We start from the raw sequence: 16,585 nt of genomic DNA, 5'->3' as shown, positions 1-16,585 counted from the left end.
CTTGTATCAAAGGCTTCGTCATGGGAGAGATTGACGCCAAGAGTTAAGCCATCAGCGATCACATAATCCAGCGCGACTTGCACACCAGAACCATCAGCATCATCAAGATCGCCTTGCTGGTAGTAATAACCAACAGAGGCATTGAGATCAGGCGTGATGAAATAACCAACATCTAAGCCGTAGGTATCTAAAGCGCCGCCTAAATAACGACTGTTAAGGCGCTGCTCTGTATCACCGACTGGAATAAGGGCATAGGCATTGAAGTTCCAGGTATCCGATACAGCCTCTAAACCTGCTGCGACCTGCTGGAAGAAGACACTTTCCTTGTCGTAGAGAGTGACACCTGAATCAGCATTACCTGTATTGATTGGCCGGCTGTCATAGCCAGCATTGATGCCGTACATCCAGCTGCGGTCACCATTCAGCCAGCGGAAACCCAAACGGGTTGAGGTGCTGATCGTGGTGCCAGCAACCTCTGTATTAATGATGCTGCTATAGCCGTCGAAGTCTAAGAAGTTGGCATTCGCTAGAGCATCAATGAAGAAGACGCTGTTTTCACCAACGCCAATCGGTAGAAAAGCACCTATACCTGCCTGGTTCGGTGTGCCTGCTCCTTGTAAGGCGCCTTGAAAGCCCCAGTTGAACTGCACAGCGTCTTTGAGGTTGATATCCAGCACATCAAAGGCATCAGTTGTGCTTTCAGAAGAGCTACTGATCTGGGACTCGAGTTGCTCAATACGTTGCTTGAGCGCCTCATTCTCCTTGACGAGTTTGTCTCGTTGCTGCGGCCATGTAGCAGCACTCTCTTCTGCAACAGCCGGAAGGATCACAAAGGGTGCAGATGCCAATGCAAGTGCGGAAGCTCCAGTCAGCGACAAGGAGAGACGAACAGAGTGCTGCAAGGGAATTGAACACTTAAAAGGTCATTCATTATCTGGGATTTTTTCTGGTTGCTGGTATCAGGCCACATCAACTGCAGCAAAAAAAGACTGAGTAACTTCGACGACTAACCATCAAAAAACCCGGTCATAATGCGGGGTTTTTCATGAAAATTGCTGACAACCAAATCGCTAAAACCAAGGCGTCACTTAAGGACATTGCCGCTAACTCTTTCGGTTTTTACCAAAAGGCAGACAAAGAGAAGTGAAAGTGCGGCAAAAGCTTCAAACAACTCTTCAATGGTTATGAGGTAAACATTGTGATCGTTAAACAGTAGTTCTAAATCTATGAGTTGTGAAATTACAACAAAAATTGCAAAAGCCGTGAAGAGGATTAAGTACGGACTATTAAACAAAATTGTTGAGCGTAATATCAATGAATACAAAGTCCATGCAATTAGAGAAAGGATTATTGCTGTTATAAAAATCGCAGTTAAATGTCTGCCAGGCATTTCTATTATCTCGTTTTTGACAAGTCGTTTAGCTACGGATAGGAAATCATGAATGCCATCAATGTTTACGCCGAATATGCGTGGATATTTAATTTTAAAAATTCTCCCCCCGAAACTTATTTTGTCCAAAAATCCAAGCAATGAAACAAAAGAGATGCCTGCTAACATTTTCTTATATCTGCAATTTCTGAGTATAAGAACAATGCCAAAGATAAATGTTGCAAAGCAGATTCCAGCGCTGAGATTTTCTAGCAACCCGTCCTCTTTATGAATAAAGTCTGTGTTGCTTGGGTTAAGGTAAACTGCGACAAGAAATAATGCAAAACTTGCGATTACTGACGTGAAATACAATTTGACAATATTTTTAGCTTTAGCTGAAATCTTACTAGATTCGGCGGAACTCATCGCAGAAGCATAATATACTCCCTGAGTCTACAGGGTTGCAGGCTAATTGCATATATAAATGCCAGTATAGTTTATGAACAAAGCAATATTGATAAGAAATTTAATTGATATATTCAAGGGGCAAGAAAAAGTCTTTGCCAAGCGACCCCCTTTCTCTGACTGACTGAAGCCCCTGGCTTGGCATTACATATATAAAGCCAAGCTGAGAAGCCTGGTCGCTCCAGTGCCATCCCAGAACGTTCGAGAAACTCTTGCCAATAAGAGAACAATTGTCCTCTTACTCTCCAGCGCTTAAAGAAGCCTTTGATGCCGGTAGTGGCTCAAGCACTCTCGAGATCAAGAGTCTTTTGCTTGCCCCGCGGTTGTTTCCTTACGATCAATGCCACGGGCCACGCACGCCAAAGCTGCTCTCAAGTGCCACTGGTGTAGTCGCATGCTGAAACGACTAGTCAGTCATTCAAGAACTACAAGTAAGAAAAATAGGATCTCACCAGGCCAACAACGACTGCCATGGGATTGGGATGAACAGGCTGCTCTAAATCACAAAAGGGCCTTGGCGTATGATGCTTTCAAGAGGGGTTCAATAAAATCAGCAGATGCTTGCCTTGAAGGCTTGTGGACTAAATTTAATATTGATAAAGACTTCATGGGTTGACAAAGGTCAGAAAGCTAAAAACTTGAAGCGAAGGAAGCTAAATACCTTGCCTTTAATCTAGTTACGTCTATACAAATAAATTATTTTTAAAGATGTTTCCATAAGCGACTCGATTCCGGCGAGCCGACCATCAACCAATACATCAAATGATTAAAATAAAAAGGGAACTAGCGAGATGAACTGATCCCGTATTAAAGTCTTATTGAATTAATTGATCGCATTTAATGTCAACTGAAGCTTCTATATCAAAGAATAATCTAACCAAAAAGGAAAAGCGTGTCGCCAAGGTAATGGACCTAGACACTGCCAATCTTTCAGAAGAAGAAGCAAGCTTAATTCGTGCCTATACAGAAGCAGCATCTGAGCTTGGCATCAAGAGTTTCAACAGCAAATCAGACCTGGCTAAAGTCAAAGCCTTTGTAAAGAGCAATTCCTTATATGACACCGTAATCAGCTTCTCAGAGGTTACTGATGCGGGCAACGAAGGAATTGGCGTACGTGGTTTTTTGCCGCCAGAAACCATTCCGGCCTTCGCCTTTGAGGAACCAACTGTTTCCCCAGTCATTGCAGAAGATGATAGCAATAGCCTTTTATTCAATTATCAAGTTGTTGGAGATGTGCCCTACGAGTATCAAATAGGCCAGTACGAGGTCACCACAGATCAATACGTGGCATTTCTAAATGCTGTTGATCCTTCTGGAGAGAACAAAGAGCAACCGTGGACAAAAGTAAAACTTTGGTCCGACAAAAATAGCCCTCTTTCCAATCCACATCAGGGGCAAATTGCTTATATTCAAAACGCACCAGACGGCAAGCACTATACCCTTGCTGACGAGACTTGGGGCAACAAGCCAATCATGTTTTTGGGTGCATTCCAACTAGCATATTTTGTGAATTCACTTACCAATGGCGAGGTTGTCGCAGGCACTCAAGAAAATGAGGTTAGCCCTGAAGGATTCAATGTAAAGACAAACAAGAAGTATATACGTTTTTCGGAAGATATATATAGCGGCGCATATCGACTTGACGATAGTAATTATGCTTTTCTATCTCGTGAAGGGAACCAAGGTTTTTTCATGCCTAGCCAGGACGAGTGGGTCAAGGCAGCCTATTTTGCTGGAAATGGAAACGAAACATCCAATGAAACTGAGTATTTTTATTACCCAACCTCAAGTAATGAGGCTCCTCTACCTCTATTCACATCCCTGGGCAAAGATCTTGGCCTAAGCCAGGGAGATTCTGCGGATAATGTCAATGCCATAATCGATGTTGGCAGTGATGGAAATGTCAATAAGAATCTTCTTAATGACGGTGTCCTATCCTCTAATGGTTATGCAACATATGACTATGGGGTTTTCTGGCAGCCAACATATGCACCTCAAAATACTAGCAAGGCCAACGTAACTGACGTTGGTGGTTCCGGCAGTCCATCCCCCTGGCTTGCATACGATATGGGCGGAAATCTAGTTGAGATAACGGATACCATCTCAAAAGCTCCTGAATCTAACGATGGCATCAATCCACAGGATATACCTATATATCTTCGGGCTCATGGGGGGATAACGAATGCAGCGGAATATCAACTTTGGATTACTGCAACTGGCGCATCTGATCCTTATGGGCAAGTGCTTGGATCTGGCTACCAATACGGAGGTGCGAGGGTTAGTCATGTCGAACATACTGAATTCGATTATAACAATTCCAACGTTGATAGCCTTATTGATTCTGGAAGAGAAGATCCACTGACAGGCATAAAGTACGTTTCCAGAGTGGATTCAGTCGACTCTCTTGATACTTACTACACATCTGACATCAAAAATGCAATCGACAAACTTTATTCAGGTCCTGACGGATCAAGAGAAGGATCGGGATATGTTTCCATGGGTAATCCTTTCTGGGATCAGGCCACTCAAGGCGACGCTAAAAGTTTTTATTCACTTCTACATGTAGCCAGCTCTACACACCTTTACACGAGCGATAAGGAGGAGGCAAATAAACTTTCCGAAACCGAACAATATTCGAACCTAGAATACGCTTTCGAGGCTCTTGCATCAGATGCGGGCTCAGTAGATTATAAACGTTATTTCAATGCTGAGACTGGTGCCAATGGCTACTCAAATTTAGCAGTTGACCATGCAGGATTCATTGCAGCTGGCTATACCGATATGGGCACGTCTTGGAGCGTTGCTTAGTCAGCAAACAAAATATTAACAGCTCTGTGGCGAAATGATTGCTTGACAATAGCCATCACAGAAAAGTGATTAAGACGCCTAATCAGCAATCAACATGCAACGATAATGGCAGCAGATGTAGATGATCAGCAGCTATCAATACGACCGTAGATTTTACTAGGCCCTGAAGCACTGGATCACTGCTTCAAGGCCATGATGCGCACAGTCACACCTCTAAAAGCATCAACGATTCCGGGCAAATAGTTATCGCCAAACATAACCCGATTGCATCCGCAAGCATACCCAGGGGAAGCTTTGCAGGAATTCACTATTAGAACTTGTCATCTCCATATTTGACAACATCCAAATCCAATATTTTTCTCACAAAAGCTCAACTTGTCATCGCTGCATTGCTTCAGTACTTTTCTCAGCTAACGATGTGAGCACCTCATACCCCTGCTCACTTACCAACACATCATCCTCAATACGAATGCCGATCCCCTTCCAACGTTCAGCGATCGCTGGTTGCCCGTCTGGCACTGGCAAACGGTCACTGACATACAAACCCGGTTCCACTGTTAACACCATGCCGGGCTCAAGATCCACCGGATGCTCACCAAGGCGATAGGCGCCTACATCATGAACATCAAGGCCCAGCCAATGGCCAGTGCGATGCATATAAAGGTGTCGGTAGGCCCCTTGCTCAATCAGTCCATCAACACTGCCAAGCAATAAACCCAATTCCACAAGCCCTTCAACGAGCACCCGCACCGCAAGATCATGCACTCGATCAGCAGTGCCACCCGGTCTTACCTCAGCGATCGCTGCCTGCTGCGCTGCTAAAACCAGCTCATACAGAGCGCGTTGCTCTGCGCTAAAGCGTCCGTTAACAGGGAATGTCCTAGTGATATCTCCGTTGTAATAATCAACGAGCGAACAGCCTGCATCGATCAACACCAGCTCGCCATCAACAAGCGGAGCATTGTTAGCGGTGTAATGCAACACGCAGGCGTTATCGCCGCCGGCCACGATCGATCCATAGGCAGGGCCGCGCGCGCCTTGCTCAAGAAAATGCTGCTCGATTACAGCCTGCAGCTGTCGCTCATTCATGCCCGGACGCGCCGTATCCCTAGCCAGCTGATGAGCTTCCGCAGAAATCCGAGCCGTCTCACGCATGCGCTCGATTTCCTCTGCCCCCTTGCGCAACCTCAACTGATGGATGAAAGGGCAAGGGGCCACAAGACCAAGCGCTGATACGCCGCTACGTGGGGCCTGATCGAGTTGCTTAGCCCAGGCCTGCAGAACAAGTGGCTCCACCTTTGGATACTTCCCCACCCTGAAGCCAATCGCTTCGGCGCCTTTGAGGTAATCGCCCAACAGCTGAGGCAATTCAGCTATTGGATGAGCATGATCAGCGCCGAACTGCGCCACTGCTCCCTCGACACCCCAACGGAAGCCATTCCATACCTCGGTCGTTGGCTCTTTGGGTTGCACAAACAGCACAAAACGCTCACCTTCGGGTCGATAGGGCAAAAGCAAAGCCACCGCATCAGGCTCATCCAGACCCGTGAGATACCAAAAGTCACTGTTTTGACGAAACGGATACTCGCAATCGGCGTGATGCGTCACGAACGAAGCCGCTGGAATTACCGCTGCCACACCCCCCAATTGCGCCATCAAGCAAGCGCGACGCTGATGGAAGATACACAGATCGATCACGGCAAGAGACACAACAGCATTTGGACGTCAGGATGGCAGCAGAACACCATGCAGGGGGAACCCTCCATGCCATCGTCCGCCATTAGCGGATCACCACTAATCCTGATGCCCGAGACGGTCACACTGCGTGGCCATGATCAGGAGTCGCAAAAGCATTTACGACTTGTCGTGATCAACCACGACATCCTTACCCCCCCCCGCCAGGCATGAGCAACGACCTCCTGGTCTTAACGCTATTGGTCGTTGTCGTTATCACCGGTTCTGCCTTGTGCTCAGGTGTGGAGGCTGCACTACTCACAGTGAATCCTGTGCAAGTGCATGAGCTGGCAGCACGGCCCCAACCAATCGCTGGCGCCAGACGCTTAGCCCAACTACGTCAACGGCTGGGACGCACTCTGTCTGTACTGGTGATCGCCAACAACGGCTTCAACATTTTCGGCAGCCTGATGCTTGGCGCCTTTGCGGCTTATGTCTTTGAGAAGCACAACATCAGTGATGTGGCCTTGCCGTTGTTTTCGGTAGGTCTCACATTGCTCGTGATCGTGCTGGGCGAGATCCTGCCAAAATCCCTCGGCAGCCGCCTGGCCCTATCGGTTTCCCTCTCCAGTGCCCCAGTGCTGCACCTGCTTGGCCTGCTGATGCGTCCAGTGGTGGTATTGCTCGAGCGGTTATTGCCAGCAATTACCGCCGAGAACGAACTGAGCACGAATGAGAATGAAATCAGGCTGCTGGCAAGGCTCGGGTCGCAAAAAGGGCAGATCGAGGCCGATGAAGCTGCCATGATCGCCAAGGTGTTCCAACTCAATGACCTCACAGCCCGCGACCTGATGATCCCCCGGGTGGCAGCTCCCACCCTCGATGCTGCGGCCAACCTTGAAACACTTCGCCCTGAACTGCTCACCCACAACGCCGAGTGGTGGGTCGTGCTTGGCCAAGAAGTCGATAAAGTTCTTGGCGTGGCCAGCCGCGAAAGGCTGCTCACCGCCCTTCTGCAGGGTCAGGGTCACCTCACCCCTGCAGACCTCAGTGAAACGGTGGAATTTGTACCTGAAATGATTCGCGCCGATCGACTACTCACTGGCTTCCGTCGTGACAACAGCGGCGTGAGAGTGGTGGTTGATGAGTTCGGCGGTTTCGTGGGCGTGATCGGTGCCGAAGCGGTCTTGGCCGTACTGGCCGGCTGGTGGAGGAAGTCAAGCTAATGACGCAACCCCCCTCCACACCCGAGCGCTGTCACCTTCTACTCAGCCAGTGGGTCAAACAACTATCGCTGAGTAACCGCGAATACAACCAATTCGCTGGGGAGCTGATCGCACTGAATCGCCAACTCAAGCGATTGGAGCAGCGTCGATTGCGAGTCGCAGTGTTTGGTCGAGTAGGAGTCGGCAAATCAAGCCTGCTCAATGCACTGCTGGGCCAGAACGTCTTTGCCACCGATGTAGCCCATGGCTGCACCCGTCACCAACAAGCGGTGGATTGGTGCCAACCGATTAATAATCTTGATTCTGTAGAGCTGGTCGACACTCCCGGCATCGATGAGATCGCTGCTGCCGGCAGGGCACGGCTAGCGGCGAGGGTAGCTCTGCAGGCCGATCTGGTGCTGCTGGTTCTTGACAGCGACCTCACCAGCGTCGAAGCAGCTGCCCTCAAGACCCTGCTCAAAAGTGGCAGGCCGATCGTGCTTGTGCTCAACCGCTGCGATTGCTGGTCGACAGAGCAGTGCAATGCACTTTTGGCAAGTATTCGCAGCCGCCTGCCCGCTGCAGCTCTCCAACTACAACTCCATGCTGTGGCCGCCGCTCCACGTGAGGCGCGGCTTCGTGCTGATGGCCTTGTGCGTAGCAATATCTGCCCCCCTCAAGTGGAGCCGCTGCGCAAAGCCCTGATTCACCTACTGATGGAGCAGGGTGAGTTGCTTTTGGCTCTCAATGCCTTGCGGCAGGCCGACCGTTTTTACCAGGTCCTCAAGCGAGGACGATTGCAGCGAAGCAAGGCTGCAGCCCAAGGCTTAATCGGCCGTTTTGCCGCCATCAAAGCTTCCGGCGTGGCGGCCAATCCTCTAGTGCTACTGGATCTAGCCGGGGGTCTGGCTTGTGACACTGCTCTGGTCGTCAAGCTTTGCCAGCTCTATGGCCTGCAGATCGGCGGCCCTGCAGCCCGGCAACTACTCGGCCGCCTCTCGAGCCACAATGCCCTTCTAGGAGGTGCTCAACTGGGCATTCAACTGGCGCTCAGCGCAGTGCGTCAGCTGCTGCTGCTGGCAGTTCCCTTCACCGGCGGTTTAAGCCTGGCGCCAGCAGCCCCAGTTGCCCTCGCTCAAGCAGCCCTCGCCGTGCACACAACACGACGCACCGGCCGCCTAGCAGCACGAGAACTATTGCTTGGCAGCCAACGACGCGAGGCCCAACCAGCTGCACTGCTAAGGCGCCTGGCTGCCAACGACCCTCAAGTCCGTCGCTGGCTGATCGATTGGCCAGAGCTGGCGGCCAACGAACCGTGCCAACTTCAGACCCTGCTTCCATGAGCAAGCATCAGGGCACCATCGCCCTGTTTGGCACAAGCGCCGACCCCCCAACCTGCGGCCACCAAGCACTGTTGGAAGGCTTGGTGGCGATGTTCCCAAAGGTCGCCACCTGGGCTAGCGACAACCCGATGAAACGCCACTACGCCCCATTGGAGAAGCGAAAAGCTCTGCTGGCTACTTTGGTGAAGGCGATCGCTAATCCGCAGCTAGAGCTGGCGCAAGAGCTCAGCAGTCCATGGGCAATCACTACCCTGAAACTTGCAAACACTCGCTGGCCTAGCAACGAATTGGTGTTTGTGATTGGCAGTGATCTAGCCGGCCAAATCCCCCACTGGAAAGATGCTCGGGCTGTCTTGCAACTCGCCCGCCTCGCCATTGCTCCTCGTCAAGGTTGGCCACTACAGCTACAGCAACTCGAAGCCCTGGAATGCTTGGGTGGTCGTATCGAGCTGCTACCAATGCAAATCCCCGCCACCTCAAGTTCTGAGGTGCGCAGTCAACCCAAGCCGGCTCAGATCCCTGCAGCATTGTGGCCATTGGTTCTGAAACACAACCTCTACGGCCTCGCCACCATTCCCTGATGCGCCTTGCTCTAGCCCAGCTCAATCCACTTGTAGGCGACCTGGCTGGCAACGGCGAACAGATTCTGACTGCCTGCCGTGAGGCTGCTGATCTCGGCGCAGATCTGGTACTCACGCCTGAGCTTTCCCTGTGGGGATACCCACCCCGAGATCTGTTGCTTAGCCACAACCACCTCGTTCAACAGAACGCTGTGCTCAACCAGATGGCGAGCATCCTTGCCCGCGAAGCCCCTGATCTAGCAGTGCTCGTGGGCCTAGCCGAGCAAATCCATGACCCTCAACTGCCCCAGCTCTTCAATGCTCTAGCCCTGATCAAAAGCTCCCAATGGCAGGTGGTAGCTCGCAAGCAACTGCTACCCACCTATGACGTCTTCGATGAAAAACGCTATTTCCGCCCGGCAGGAACTCCGGCTGTGTTGGAGCTTGAACGCGATGGGCGTCGCTGGCGCCTTGGGCTCACAATCTGCGAAGACCTATGGGTGGAAGAAGCACTGCAGGGCAAGCGCATTGCCGGCCCTGACCCCATCGCAGCGCTCCTGCCACAAAACATCGACCTACTGCTTAATCTCTCGGCCTCGCCATTCAGCCAATCCAAAGAACTTCTGCGCCAGCGCTTGGCCGCTAGGGCTGCGCAGAGACTGAGCGCTCCGGTTATCTATGTGAATCAAGTGGGCGGCAACGACGAGCTGGTCTTTGATGGCGCCAGTTTCGTCGTCGATGAGCATGCTGAACTTGCCCTGCAATTGCCAAGTTGTCGCGAAGCACTAGCTATCTGGGATGCAACCTCTACAGCGACCCATCTCGACGTCCCTACGATTGAACCACTGGAGAAACTATTCCGGGCATTGGTTCTAGGTGTTCGTGACTACGCTGGCAAATGTGGCTTTAAGCGGGCATTGCTTGGCCTCAGCGGTGGCATCGATTCGGCCCTGGTGGCCGTGATCGCCGCAGCGGCCATAGGCGCCGATCAGGTGACATCCCTACTGATGCCCTCACCCTGGAGTTCAGCTGGCTCAATTGATGATGCCCTAGCCCTAGCCAAGCGACTAGGCATGGCTACTCACACTGTGTCGATTGCGACCTTGATGACGAATTTTGAGGCTGCCCTCATCCCTCCTCTCGGCAAGCCACCCGAGGGCGTTACTGCAGAGAACCTCCAATCCCGCATCCGCGGCACCTTACTGATGGCATTGGCCAACCAACAAGACCAGCTGCTGCTATCCACTGGCAACAAATCCGAACTAGCAGTGGGCTACTGCACCCTCTATGGCGATATGAACGGTGGCCTAGCCGTGATTGGAGATGTCTACAAAACCAACGTCTTTAACCTCTGTGATTGGCTCGACAGCCCTGCCGCCGAAACATGCCGCAAAGAGGTAGGACTGCCAACTAAAGGCGAGCTGATCGGTACGACAATCCGCCAAAAGCCTCCCAGCGCCGAATTGCGCCCAAACCAACGCGATAGCGATTCACTGCCCGACTACGCCCTCCTCGACCCTCTGCTGAAAGCTCTGATTGAAGAACGCCTCAGTACGGAGCAACTTGTCAGCAGAGGACATGACCCTGCCCTGATTGGGCGGGTGGAGCAATTACTGCGACGGGCCGAATTCAAACGGCGACAGGCCCCACCTCTGCTGAAGGTGAGTTCACAGGCCTTTGGCAGCGGCTGGCGGCTACCGATCGCCGCCGAATAATCACCACAAAACCTGGTCAGGCTGGCCTGGTCTCGCCAACCTAAAAGAAGTCATTGGCGTCCATGGACTCCTCTATTCTTTCGGCCCCAATAGCCAGCATCGGGGTACCGACCGAAATTAAAGCCGATGAGCTGAGAGTGGCTCTTACTCCTGACGGGGTAAAAGAACTGGTCACCAAGGGGCTAGAAGTAAGGGTTCAGGCTGGTGCCGGGGCTGGAGCGGGCATTGGTGATGAGGCCTTCGCTAATGCCGGTGCCAAGCTTGTCAACCGCGAGGAGGCCTGGGCAGCCCATCTGATCGTGAAGGTTAAGGAGCCTCAGGAAGAGGAGTTCGGTCTACTCAGGCAAGACATGGTGCTATTCACTTACCTACACCTAGCCGCCTACCCGAAGGTGGGTGAAGCGCTACTCAATGCTGGCACCACCGGCGTGGGTTACGAAACGGTGCAACTGGAAAACGGCAGCCTGCCACTGCTGGCACCAATGAGCGAAATTGCCGGCCGCCTAGCCGCACAAGTAGGCGCCCATTTGCTGGAACGACCTCACGGCGGACGCGGCGTGCTGATCGGAGGCTGCACCGGCGTGCAACCGGCCCGGGTGGTCGTGTTGGGCGCTGGCACCGTGGGCTGGAATGCAGCCAGGCTGGCCGCCGCCATGGATGCCGAAGTGATGCTGCTAGACCGCTCACCTGAACGGTTGCGTAGCCTTGAATCAAGCCGCCGCGGCAGGCTGATTAGCGTTGTCAACAGCCGTGGCCTGCTGGAGAGACTCATCCCCACTGCAGACCTTTTGATCGGTGCCGTACTGACGCCCGGTGGTCGAGCACCCACCCTCGTTGATGAAGAGATGGTGAAACAAATGAAGCCCAATTCAGTAATCGTGGATGTAGCGATCGATCAGGGAGGTTGTGTGGCCACCAGCCAAGAGACCACCCACACCAACCCCACCGTGACCATCCACGGCGTCCAGCACTACGCCGTCGGCAACATGCCAGGTGCGGTGCCTTTTACCTCCACTGAAGCCCTGGTGAGCGTGACCCTGCCCTACATCCTTGGCATTGCCGGGCGGGGCCTTGAGGAGGCCGTCACCGAGCGTCCCGAACTTCTTTCCGGGCTCAACACAATTCAAGGCTCCGTTTGTCATCCGGGTGTCGCCAAGGCCCTAGGGCTACCACCAAGGCACCCAATGGCCTGCTTACGCTAAACAGCCTTCACCACAAAACCAGCTCTCAAAAACACCGCTTCGCAACGCTTTTGATCAGCATCACGACAGTGGCGTATCAGAGCTGGATGAGATCTCACTCAACCGATCCAAAGGCCTCTGCAGGGAGTCCTTCGCAATCCCCTCTCTGAGAGCCAATAGCAATCCTGCCGCTTCCGCATAACTACGAGCTCTCTGCACTCCGGATGTGATTCCCAGCGCCTCTGGCGTCACCTTCAGCACGCTCGGGTTGGCCACGGTGATCAAAGGTACACCCCGCTCCAAGCAAGCCAACACCGCTTCACCGCCAAGAGCACCCTCCGGGGCCACTACGGCACCAAGCTGCTCAGCATGCAACAGCTCTGCTCCTGCCGGCAATGCCTCTTCAGTTGTGAGTGGCACAAGATCCGGTGCGCGGCTTAATCCCACCAATACACAGGCCAAAAATGTATAACCCAACTCCTCACCAGCAGCACGTGGATCCAAAAGTGGATCGCATGGCAGTGGAGGCAAAGCCGGCGCATGAGCGCAAGGCAAGCAGAGCTCACGCACCAGCAAATGGCTAATCACCGCCTCGGCACCGGCAAGCGCATCAACACCACTGCCCTGGCGATAGGCCCTCAGAGCCTCGCTTTGAGGATCCTCCGGGAAACGGGCAACCACCGCGATTGCGCTGGCACCGGCATCGCGAAGATGCTCGCCAGCCCGCAGCAGCGCATCGGGCTGGCCTAATTCACCCCAGCTAGCCCCACTACTCCCCTGACACAAGCGCACCTCCAAGGGAACGTCTGTGGTGACCACTGGCCCGAGGTTCAAGCCAAGACTGGCGCGACAACCCTCAGCAACCTGCCATTGCCTCTGCCGCAACTCCGGTTCGATGCCAGCATCCAACAACAGGCCAATCCGTTGCTGACGCACAGGTCGCAAGCCAAGCTCACCAGCCGCAAAACGATCCAAGCTGTAGCCCTCAACGTATTGAATGCGCGGATCGCTCCAATAAAGCGTCGCTCCATTGATCACATTCGGATGGGTGATCAAGCAACCGCTAGCTGCTGCTAACAGCCGAGCACTAGGCAAAGCATCACCGGCATAGCCACCAATCTCACAACCAATCCCCGTAGGCACCACCATCAAGGTAGGCAATGGAGGCGCGATAGATACGCTTGCAGAGAGAAGAAAAGAAGGGATCAAAACGTCATCCCCTTACGTTTCAGGACTGACCACAACCGCCTCAATCTTCAACTTGCGAGACTGGTCACAAGTGAATTCCACTGCTGTGATCGCCCATCGCAAGGGCTCGCCATGCACAGCGAGCTGTTCTCGCAACCAGGGCCGCAACTGATGCAAAGGCAACTGCGCAGACCAGACCAGCTCAAGCTGCATCACACACAAATTCAAGCTCACTTCAGATGCTCACCAAACTGGGCTTCATTGAAGACATCCTGCCACCACAAAACTGGCAAAAAACGCTGTGCTCCGAGCCATCAATCTCAATGGTGTAAGCAAAGCTACGCCAAAAGCTGTGGCAGTGATCCAGAACAAAACGCATCATGCTGATCAAGCCTCTCAGGGAAAAGGCTCAACACTCAGTCCACCATTGAAGTGACTCTCGAAAAACACCGCCAAGATCACCGCTCACCCGTTCTGCATCGCAAAAACTCAAACCATCAAAAAGCCGGTCTCTAAAGACCGGCTGACTGAAGTCAAATCAAACACAAGACTAGGAACAAGACCCACCTACAACTTCCAGGATCTCCTGGGTAATTGCTGCCTGACGTGCTTTGTTGTAGTCAAGGGTGAGAGTCTTAGCCAAGGCCTTAGCGTTGTCGCTGGCATTGTTCATCGCCGTCATCCGACTGGCCAACTCGGAAGCCGCCGATTCCTGAAGGGCACGCAGCATCTGATTCTGCAGATAGAGAGGCAACAAAGCATTGAGCAGTTGCTCAGGACTCTGTTCAAAAATGATGTCCGAAGGCAGCGGAGGCTGCTCATTAGCAGGTCCAACACCTTTCTCAACCGTGAGACGACTATCCTTCGTCGTCAGCCGGAAGATCTCATCATCGGCTTCGGCGATGCCCTGGGGATCAAGCGGCAAGAGGGTTTGCACCACAGGATTGCAGCTCACAAGATTAATGAACTTGGTGTAAATCACCTCGATTCGATCTGTGCTTTGAGAAAGGAATTCGGCTAAAACCTCAGTGGTGATCGACTCTGCGTCGTCAGAGGTTGGAACTTGCTCAAGGCCTGTGAAAGTAGCCCGAATCGTGTACTGGCTTGATCGATTGTTGAAATAGGTGATTGCCTTGCGACCAATCAAGACAAGATCAACGTTGTATCCCTGGCCATTCAACTCGGCATAGCGCTGCTCAGTGCGTTTGATGATGTTGGAGTTGTAGCCTCCGCAAAGGCCACGATCACCTGTAACGGCAAGCAGGGTAATGGTTTTGAGATCGTTGGTCTTCAAGAGAGGCGCATCTGCCATCTCAAAACTCATTCGCGATTGAATGTTCTCCAACACGCGAGCCAACCGATCAGCGAAAGGGCGACTTCGCAACACCTGTTCCTGTGCTCGACGCACTTTCGCAGCGGCTACGAGACGCATCGCCTCAGTAATCTTTCTGGTGTTCTTAACTGAAACGATCCGGTCGCGGATGTCCTTGAGGTTCGCCATGGATAGGGTTCTCCGGGTTTACCTTCAGGGTCAGGCCGAAGCCAGCATCGACGACTTCACCTCGTTGATGGCGGCCTTGAGAATGGTCTCAGCATCCTCGTTGAGCACTTTCTCAGTCTGAACTTTGGTGATGTACTCGGGCTTGTTGGTCTTGAGGTAATCACGCAATTCACGTGAAAACTGAGTGACCTGATCCTCTGGCACCTCATCAATCAAACCTTTCACTCCTGCATAAACGATCGCAACCTGCTCAGCCAAATTCAGCGGTGCAAACTGAGGCTGCTTAAGCAGCTCGCGCAGTCGCTTACCCCGCCCCAACTGCTTCTGAGTTGCTTCATCTAAATCAGAAGCGAACTGGGAGAAAGCAGCCAATTCATCAAACTGAGCCAATTCAAGCTTCAACGTGCCGGCAATCTTTTTGATCGCTTTGGTTTGAGCAGCACCACCAACCCGGCTCACTGAAATGCCAACGTTGATGGCAGGACGCAGACCGGAGTTGAAAAGGTCCGAACTAAGGAAAATCTGACCATCCGTAATCGAAATCACGTTGGTAGGGATATAAGCCGATACGTCTCCCGCCTGAGTTTCAATAATCGGCAAAGCAGTCATCGAACCACCTCCCATTGCATCAGAAAGCTTTGCAGCCCTCTCAAGCAAGCGGCTGTGGCAATAGAAAACATCTCCTGGATAGGCTTCACGACCGGGTGGGCGACGCAACAGTAGCGACATCTGGCGATAGGCCTGAGCCTGCTTTGTGAGGTCGTCGTAGATCACCAAAGTAGCCTTGCCTTTATACATAAAGGATTCAGCAATAGCCGCTCCGGTATATGGAGCTAAGTACTGCAGAGCTGCAGCGTCGGAAGCACTAGCTGCCACAATCACGGTGTAATCGAGAGCGCCCTTCTCGCGAAGCACCTCAACCACGTTGGCCACAGAGGCAGCCTTCTGGCCGACAGCTACATAAACACAGACAACATCCTCTCCCTTCTGGTTGATGATCGTGTCGATAGCGATCGCGGTCTTACCTGTCTGACGGTCACCAATGATCAACTCACGCTGACCCCTACCGATAGGAATCATCGAATCGATTGATGTAATTCCTGTCTGTAGCGGCTCATGCACCGACTTACGTTTGATGATGCCTGGAGCTATCGACTCAATCAAGCGACTCTCAGTGCTGGGGATGTCGCCTTTGCCATCCATCGGTTGACCCAAAGGAGTCACCACTCTGCCCAGCATCTCATCGCTTACGGGCACTGAGGCAATCTTGCCAGTGGCTTTGACGGTACTGCCTTCCTGAATACCAACACCCTCACCCATCAACACCGCACCAACATTGTCGTCCTCCAAATTGAGGGCGATCCCTTCAGTGCCATCCTCAAATTCCACCAGTTCGCCAGCCATGACCTGCTCAAGGCCATAGACACGGGCGATACCGTCACCAATTTGCAGAACAGTGCCGACGTTGCTGACGGAAACCGACTTGTCATAGTCGGAGATCTGCTGCTTGAGAATCGCGCTGATCTCGTCGGGGCGGATGGAAACCATGGGAGGCGTTGGTGTTGAGGAAGAGGGT

General features: G+C 52.5%; 15 protein-coding genes. 8 read left to right on the top strand and 7 right to left on the bottom strand.

The genetic code is table 11. From position 1 onward, the window contains the following. Window positions 1–878: carbamoyl-phosphate synthase (locus EV12_RS02320; protein ID WP_241477264.1), on the bottom strand; the 878-nt coding region annotated here is incomplete at its 3' end. Window positions 879–1,084: 206 nt separating this feature from the next. Further along, window positions 1,085–1,795 (bottom strand): hypothetical protein, encoded by a 711-nt coding sequence (locus tag EV12_RS02315; RefSeq protein WP_036911425.1) that lies wholly within the window; start codon window positions 1,793–1,795, stop codon window positions 1,085–1,087. A gap of 269 nt (window positions 1,796–2,064) precedes the next feature. Here EV12_RS02315 and EV12_RS13925 point away from each other — a divergent pair, with 269 nt between their 5' ends. Together EV12_RS13925 and EV12_RS02305 are read left to right on the top strand one after the other, a co-directional pair. Then, on the top strand, window positions 2,065–2,235 hold the full coding sequence (locus tag EV12_RS13925) for a hypothetical protein (protein WP_193742117.1): 171 nt from the start codon (window positions 2,065–2,067) through the stop codon (window positions 2,233–2,235). A 439-nt stretch (window positions 2,236–2,674) separates the two neighbouring features. Beyond that, window positions 2,675–4,642 carry a hypothetical protein gene (locus tag EV12_RS02305; protein ID WP_036911421.1) on the top strand — a complete coding sequence of 656 codons (1,968 nt, stop codon included), beginning with the start codon at window positions 2,675–2,677 and terminating at the stop codon, window positions 4,640–4,642. Window positions 4,643–5,020: 378 nt separating this feature from the next. On the opposite strand, the gene EV12_RS02300 is transcribed toward EV12_RS02305, so the two are convergent. Continuing rightward, on the bottom strand, window positions 5,021–6,298 hold the full coding sequence (locus tag EV12_RS02300) for an aminopeptidase P N-terminal domain-containing protein (protein WP_036911454.1): 1,278 nt from the start codon (window positions 6,296–6,298) through the stop codon (window positions 5,021–5,023). An 18-nt stretch (window positions 6,299–6,316) separates the two neighbouring features. On the opposite strand from EV12_RS02300, the gene EV12_RS13055 reads away from it, so the two are divergent. From EV12_RS13055 to ald, 6 genes are all read left to right on the top strand, one after another. Continuing rightward, complete coding sequence (locus tag EV12_RS13055) at window positions 6,317–6,550, top strand: hypothetical protein (protein ID WP_236069878.1); 234 nt, start codon at window positions 6,317–6,319, stop codon at window positions 6,548–6,550. After that, entirely contained in the window at window positions 6,547–7,542 is a 996-nt protein-coding gene (locus tag EV12_RS02295) for a CNNM domain-containing protein (RefSeq protein ID WP_036911419.1), read from the top strand. The genes EV12_RS13055 and EV12_RS02295 overlap by 4 nt, the downstream gene beginning before the upstream one ends. Continuing rightward, on the top strand, window positions 7,542–8,864 hold the full coding sequence (locus EV12_RS02290; protein ID WP_036911417.1) for a GTP-binding protein: 1,323 nt from the start codon (window positions 7,542–7,544) through the stop codon (window positions 8,862–8,864). The genes EV12_RS02295 and EV12_RS02290 overlap by 1 nt, the downstream gene beginning before the upstream one ends. Continuing rightward, on the top strand, window positions 8,861–9,445 hold the full coding sequence (locus EV12_RS02285; protein ID WP_036911415.1) for a nicotinate-nucleotide adenylyltransferase: 585 nt from the start codon (window positions 8,861–8,863) through the stop codon (window positions 9,443–9,445). Before EV12_RS02290 ends, EV12_RS02285 begins: the two co-directional genes overlap by 4 nt. Further along, entirely contained in the window at window positions 9,445–11,139 is a 1,695-nt protein-coding gene (locus EV12_RS02280) for an NAD+ synthase (protein ID WP_036911413.1), read from the top strand. Before EV12_RS02285 ends, EV12_RS02280 begins: the two co-directional genes overlap by 1 nt. 62 nt (window positions 11,140–11,201) lie before the next feature. After that, window positions 11,202–12,341, top strand: a complete 1,140-nt coding sequence (ald, locus tag EV12_RS02275) for an alanine dehydrogenase (protein ID WP_036911412.1) — start codon at window positions 11,202–11,204, stop codon at window positions 12,339–12,341. Window positions 12,342–12,401: 60 nt separating this feature from the next. On the opposite strand, the gene EV12_RS02270 is transcribed toward ald, so the two are convergent. From EV12_RS02270 to atpA, 4 genes are all read right to left on the bottom strand, one after another. Then, complete coding sequence (locus EV12_RS02270; RefSeq protein ID WP_036911410.1) at window positions 12,402–13,469, bottom strand: DUF3326 domain-containing protein; 1,068 nt, start codon at window positions 13,467–13,469, stop codon at window positions 12,402–12,404. A 72-nt stretch (window positions 13,470–13,541) separates the two neighbouring features. Next, entirely contained in the window at window positions 13,542–13,742 is a 201-nt protein-coding gene (locus tag EV12_RS02265) for a hypothetical protein (protein WP_241466488.1), read from the bottom strand. A 316-nt stretch (window positions 13,743–14,058) separates the two neighbouring features. Further along, on the bottom strand, window positions 14,059–15,009 hold the full coding sequence (locus tag EV12_RS02260; RefSeq protein ID WP_036911406.1) for a F0F1 ATP synthase subunit gamma: 951 nt from the start codon (window positions 15,007–15,009) through the stop codon (window positions 14,059–14,061). A gap of 30 nt (window positions 15,010–15,039) precedes the next feature. Beyond that, entirely contained in the window at window positions 15,040–16,557 is a 1,518-nt protein-coding gene (atpA, locus tag EV12_RS02255; protein WP_011825158.1) for a F0F1 ATP synthase subunit alpha, read from the bottom strand. Window positions 16,558–16,585 lie beyond the last annotated feature (28 nt).

Origin of the sequence: Prochlorococcus sp. MIT 0701, assembly GCF_000760295.1 — a bacterium.
Lineage (GTDB): Bacteria > Cyanobacteriota > Cyanobacteriia > PCC-6307 > Cyanobiaceae > Prochlorococcus.
The sequence above is the reverse complement of the archived record's forward strand: the minus strand, read 5'-3'. Positions and strand labels throughout refer to the sequence as shown.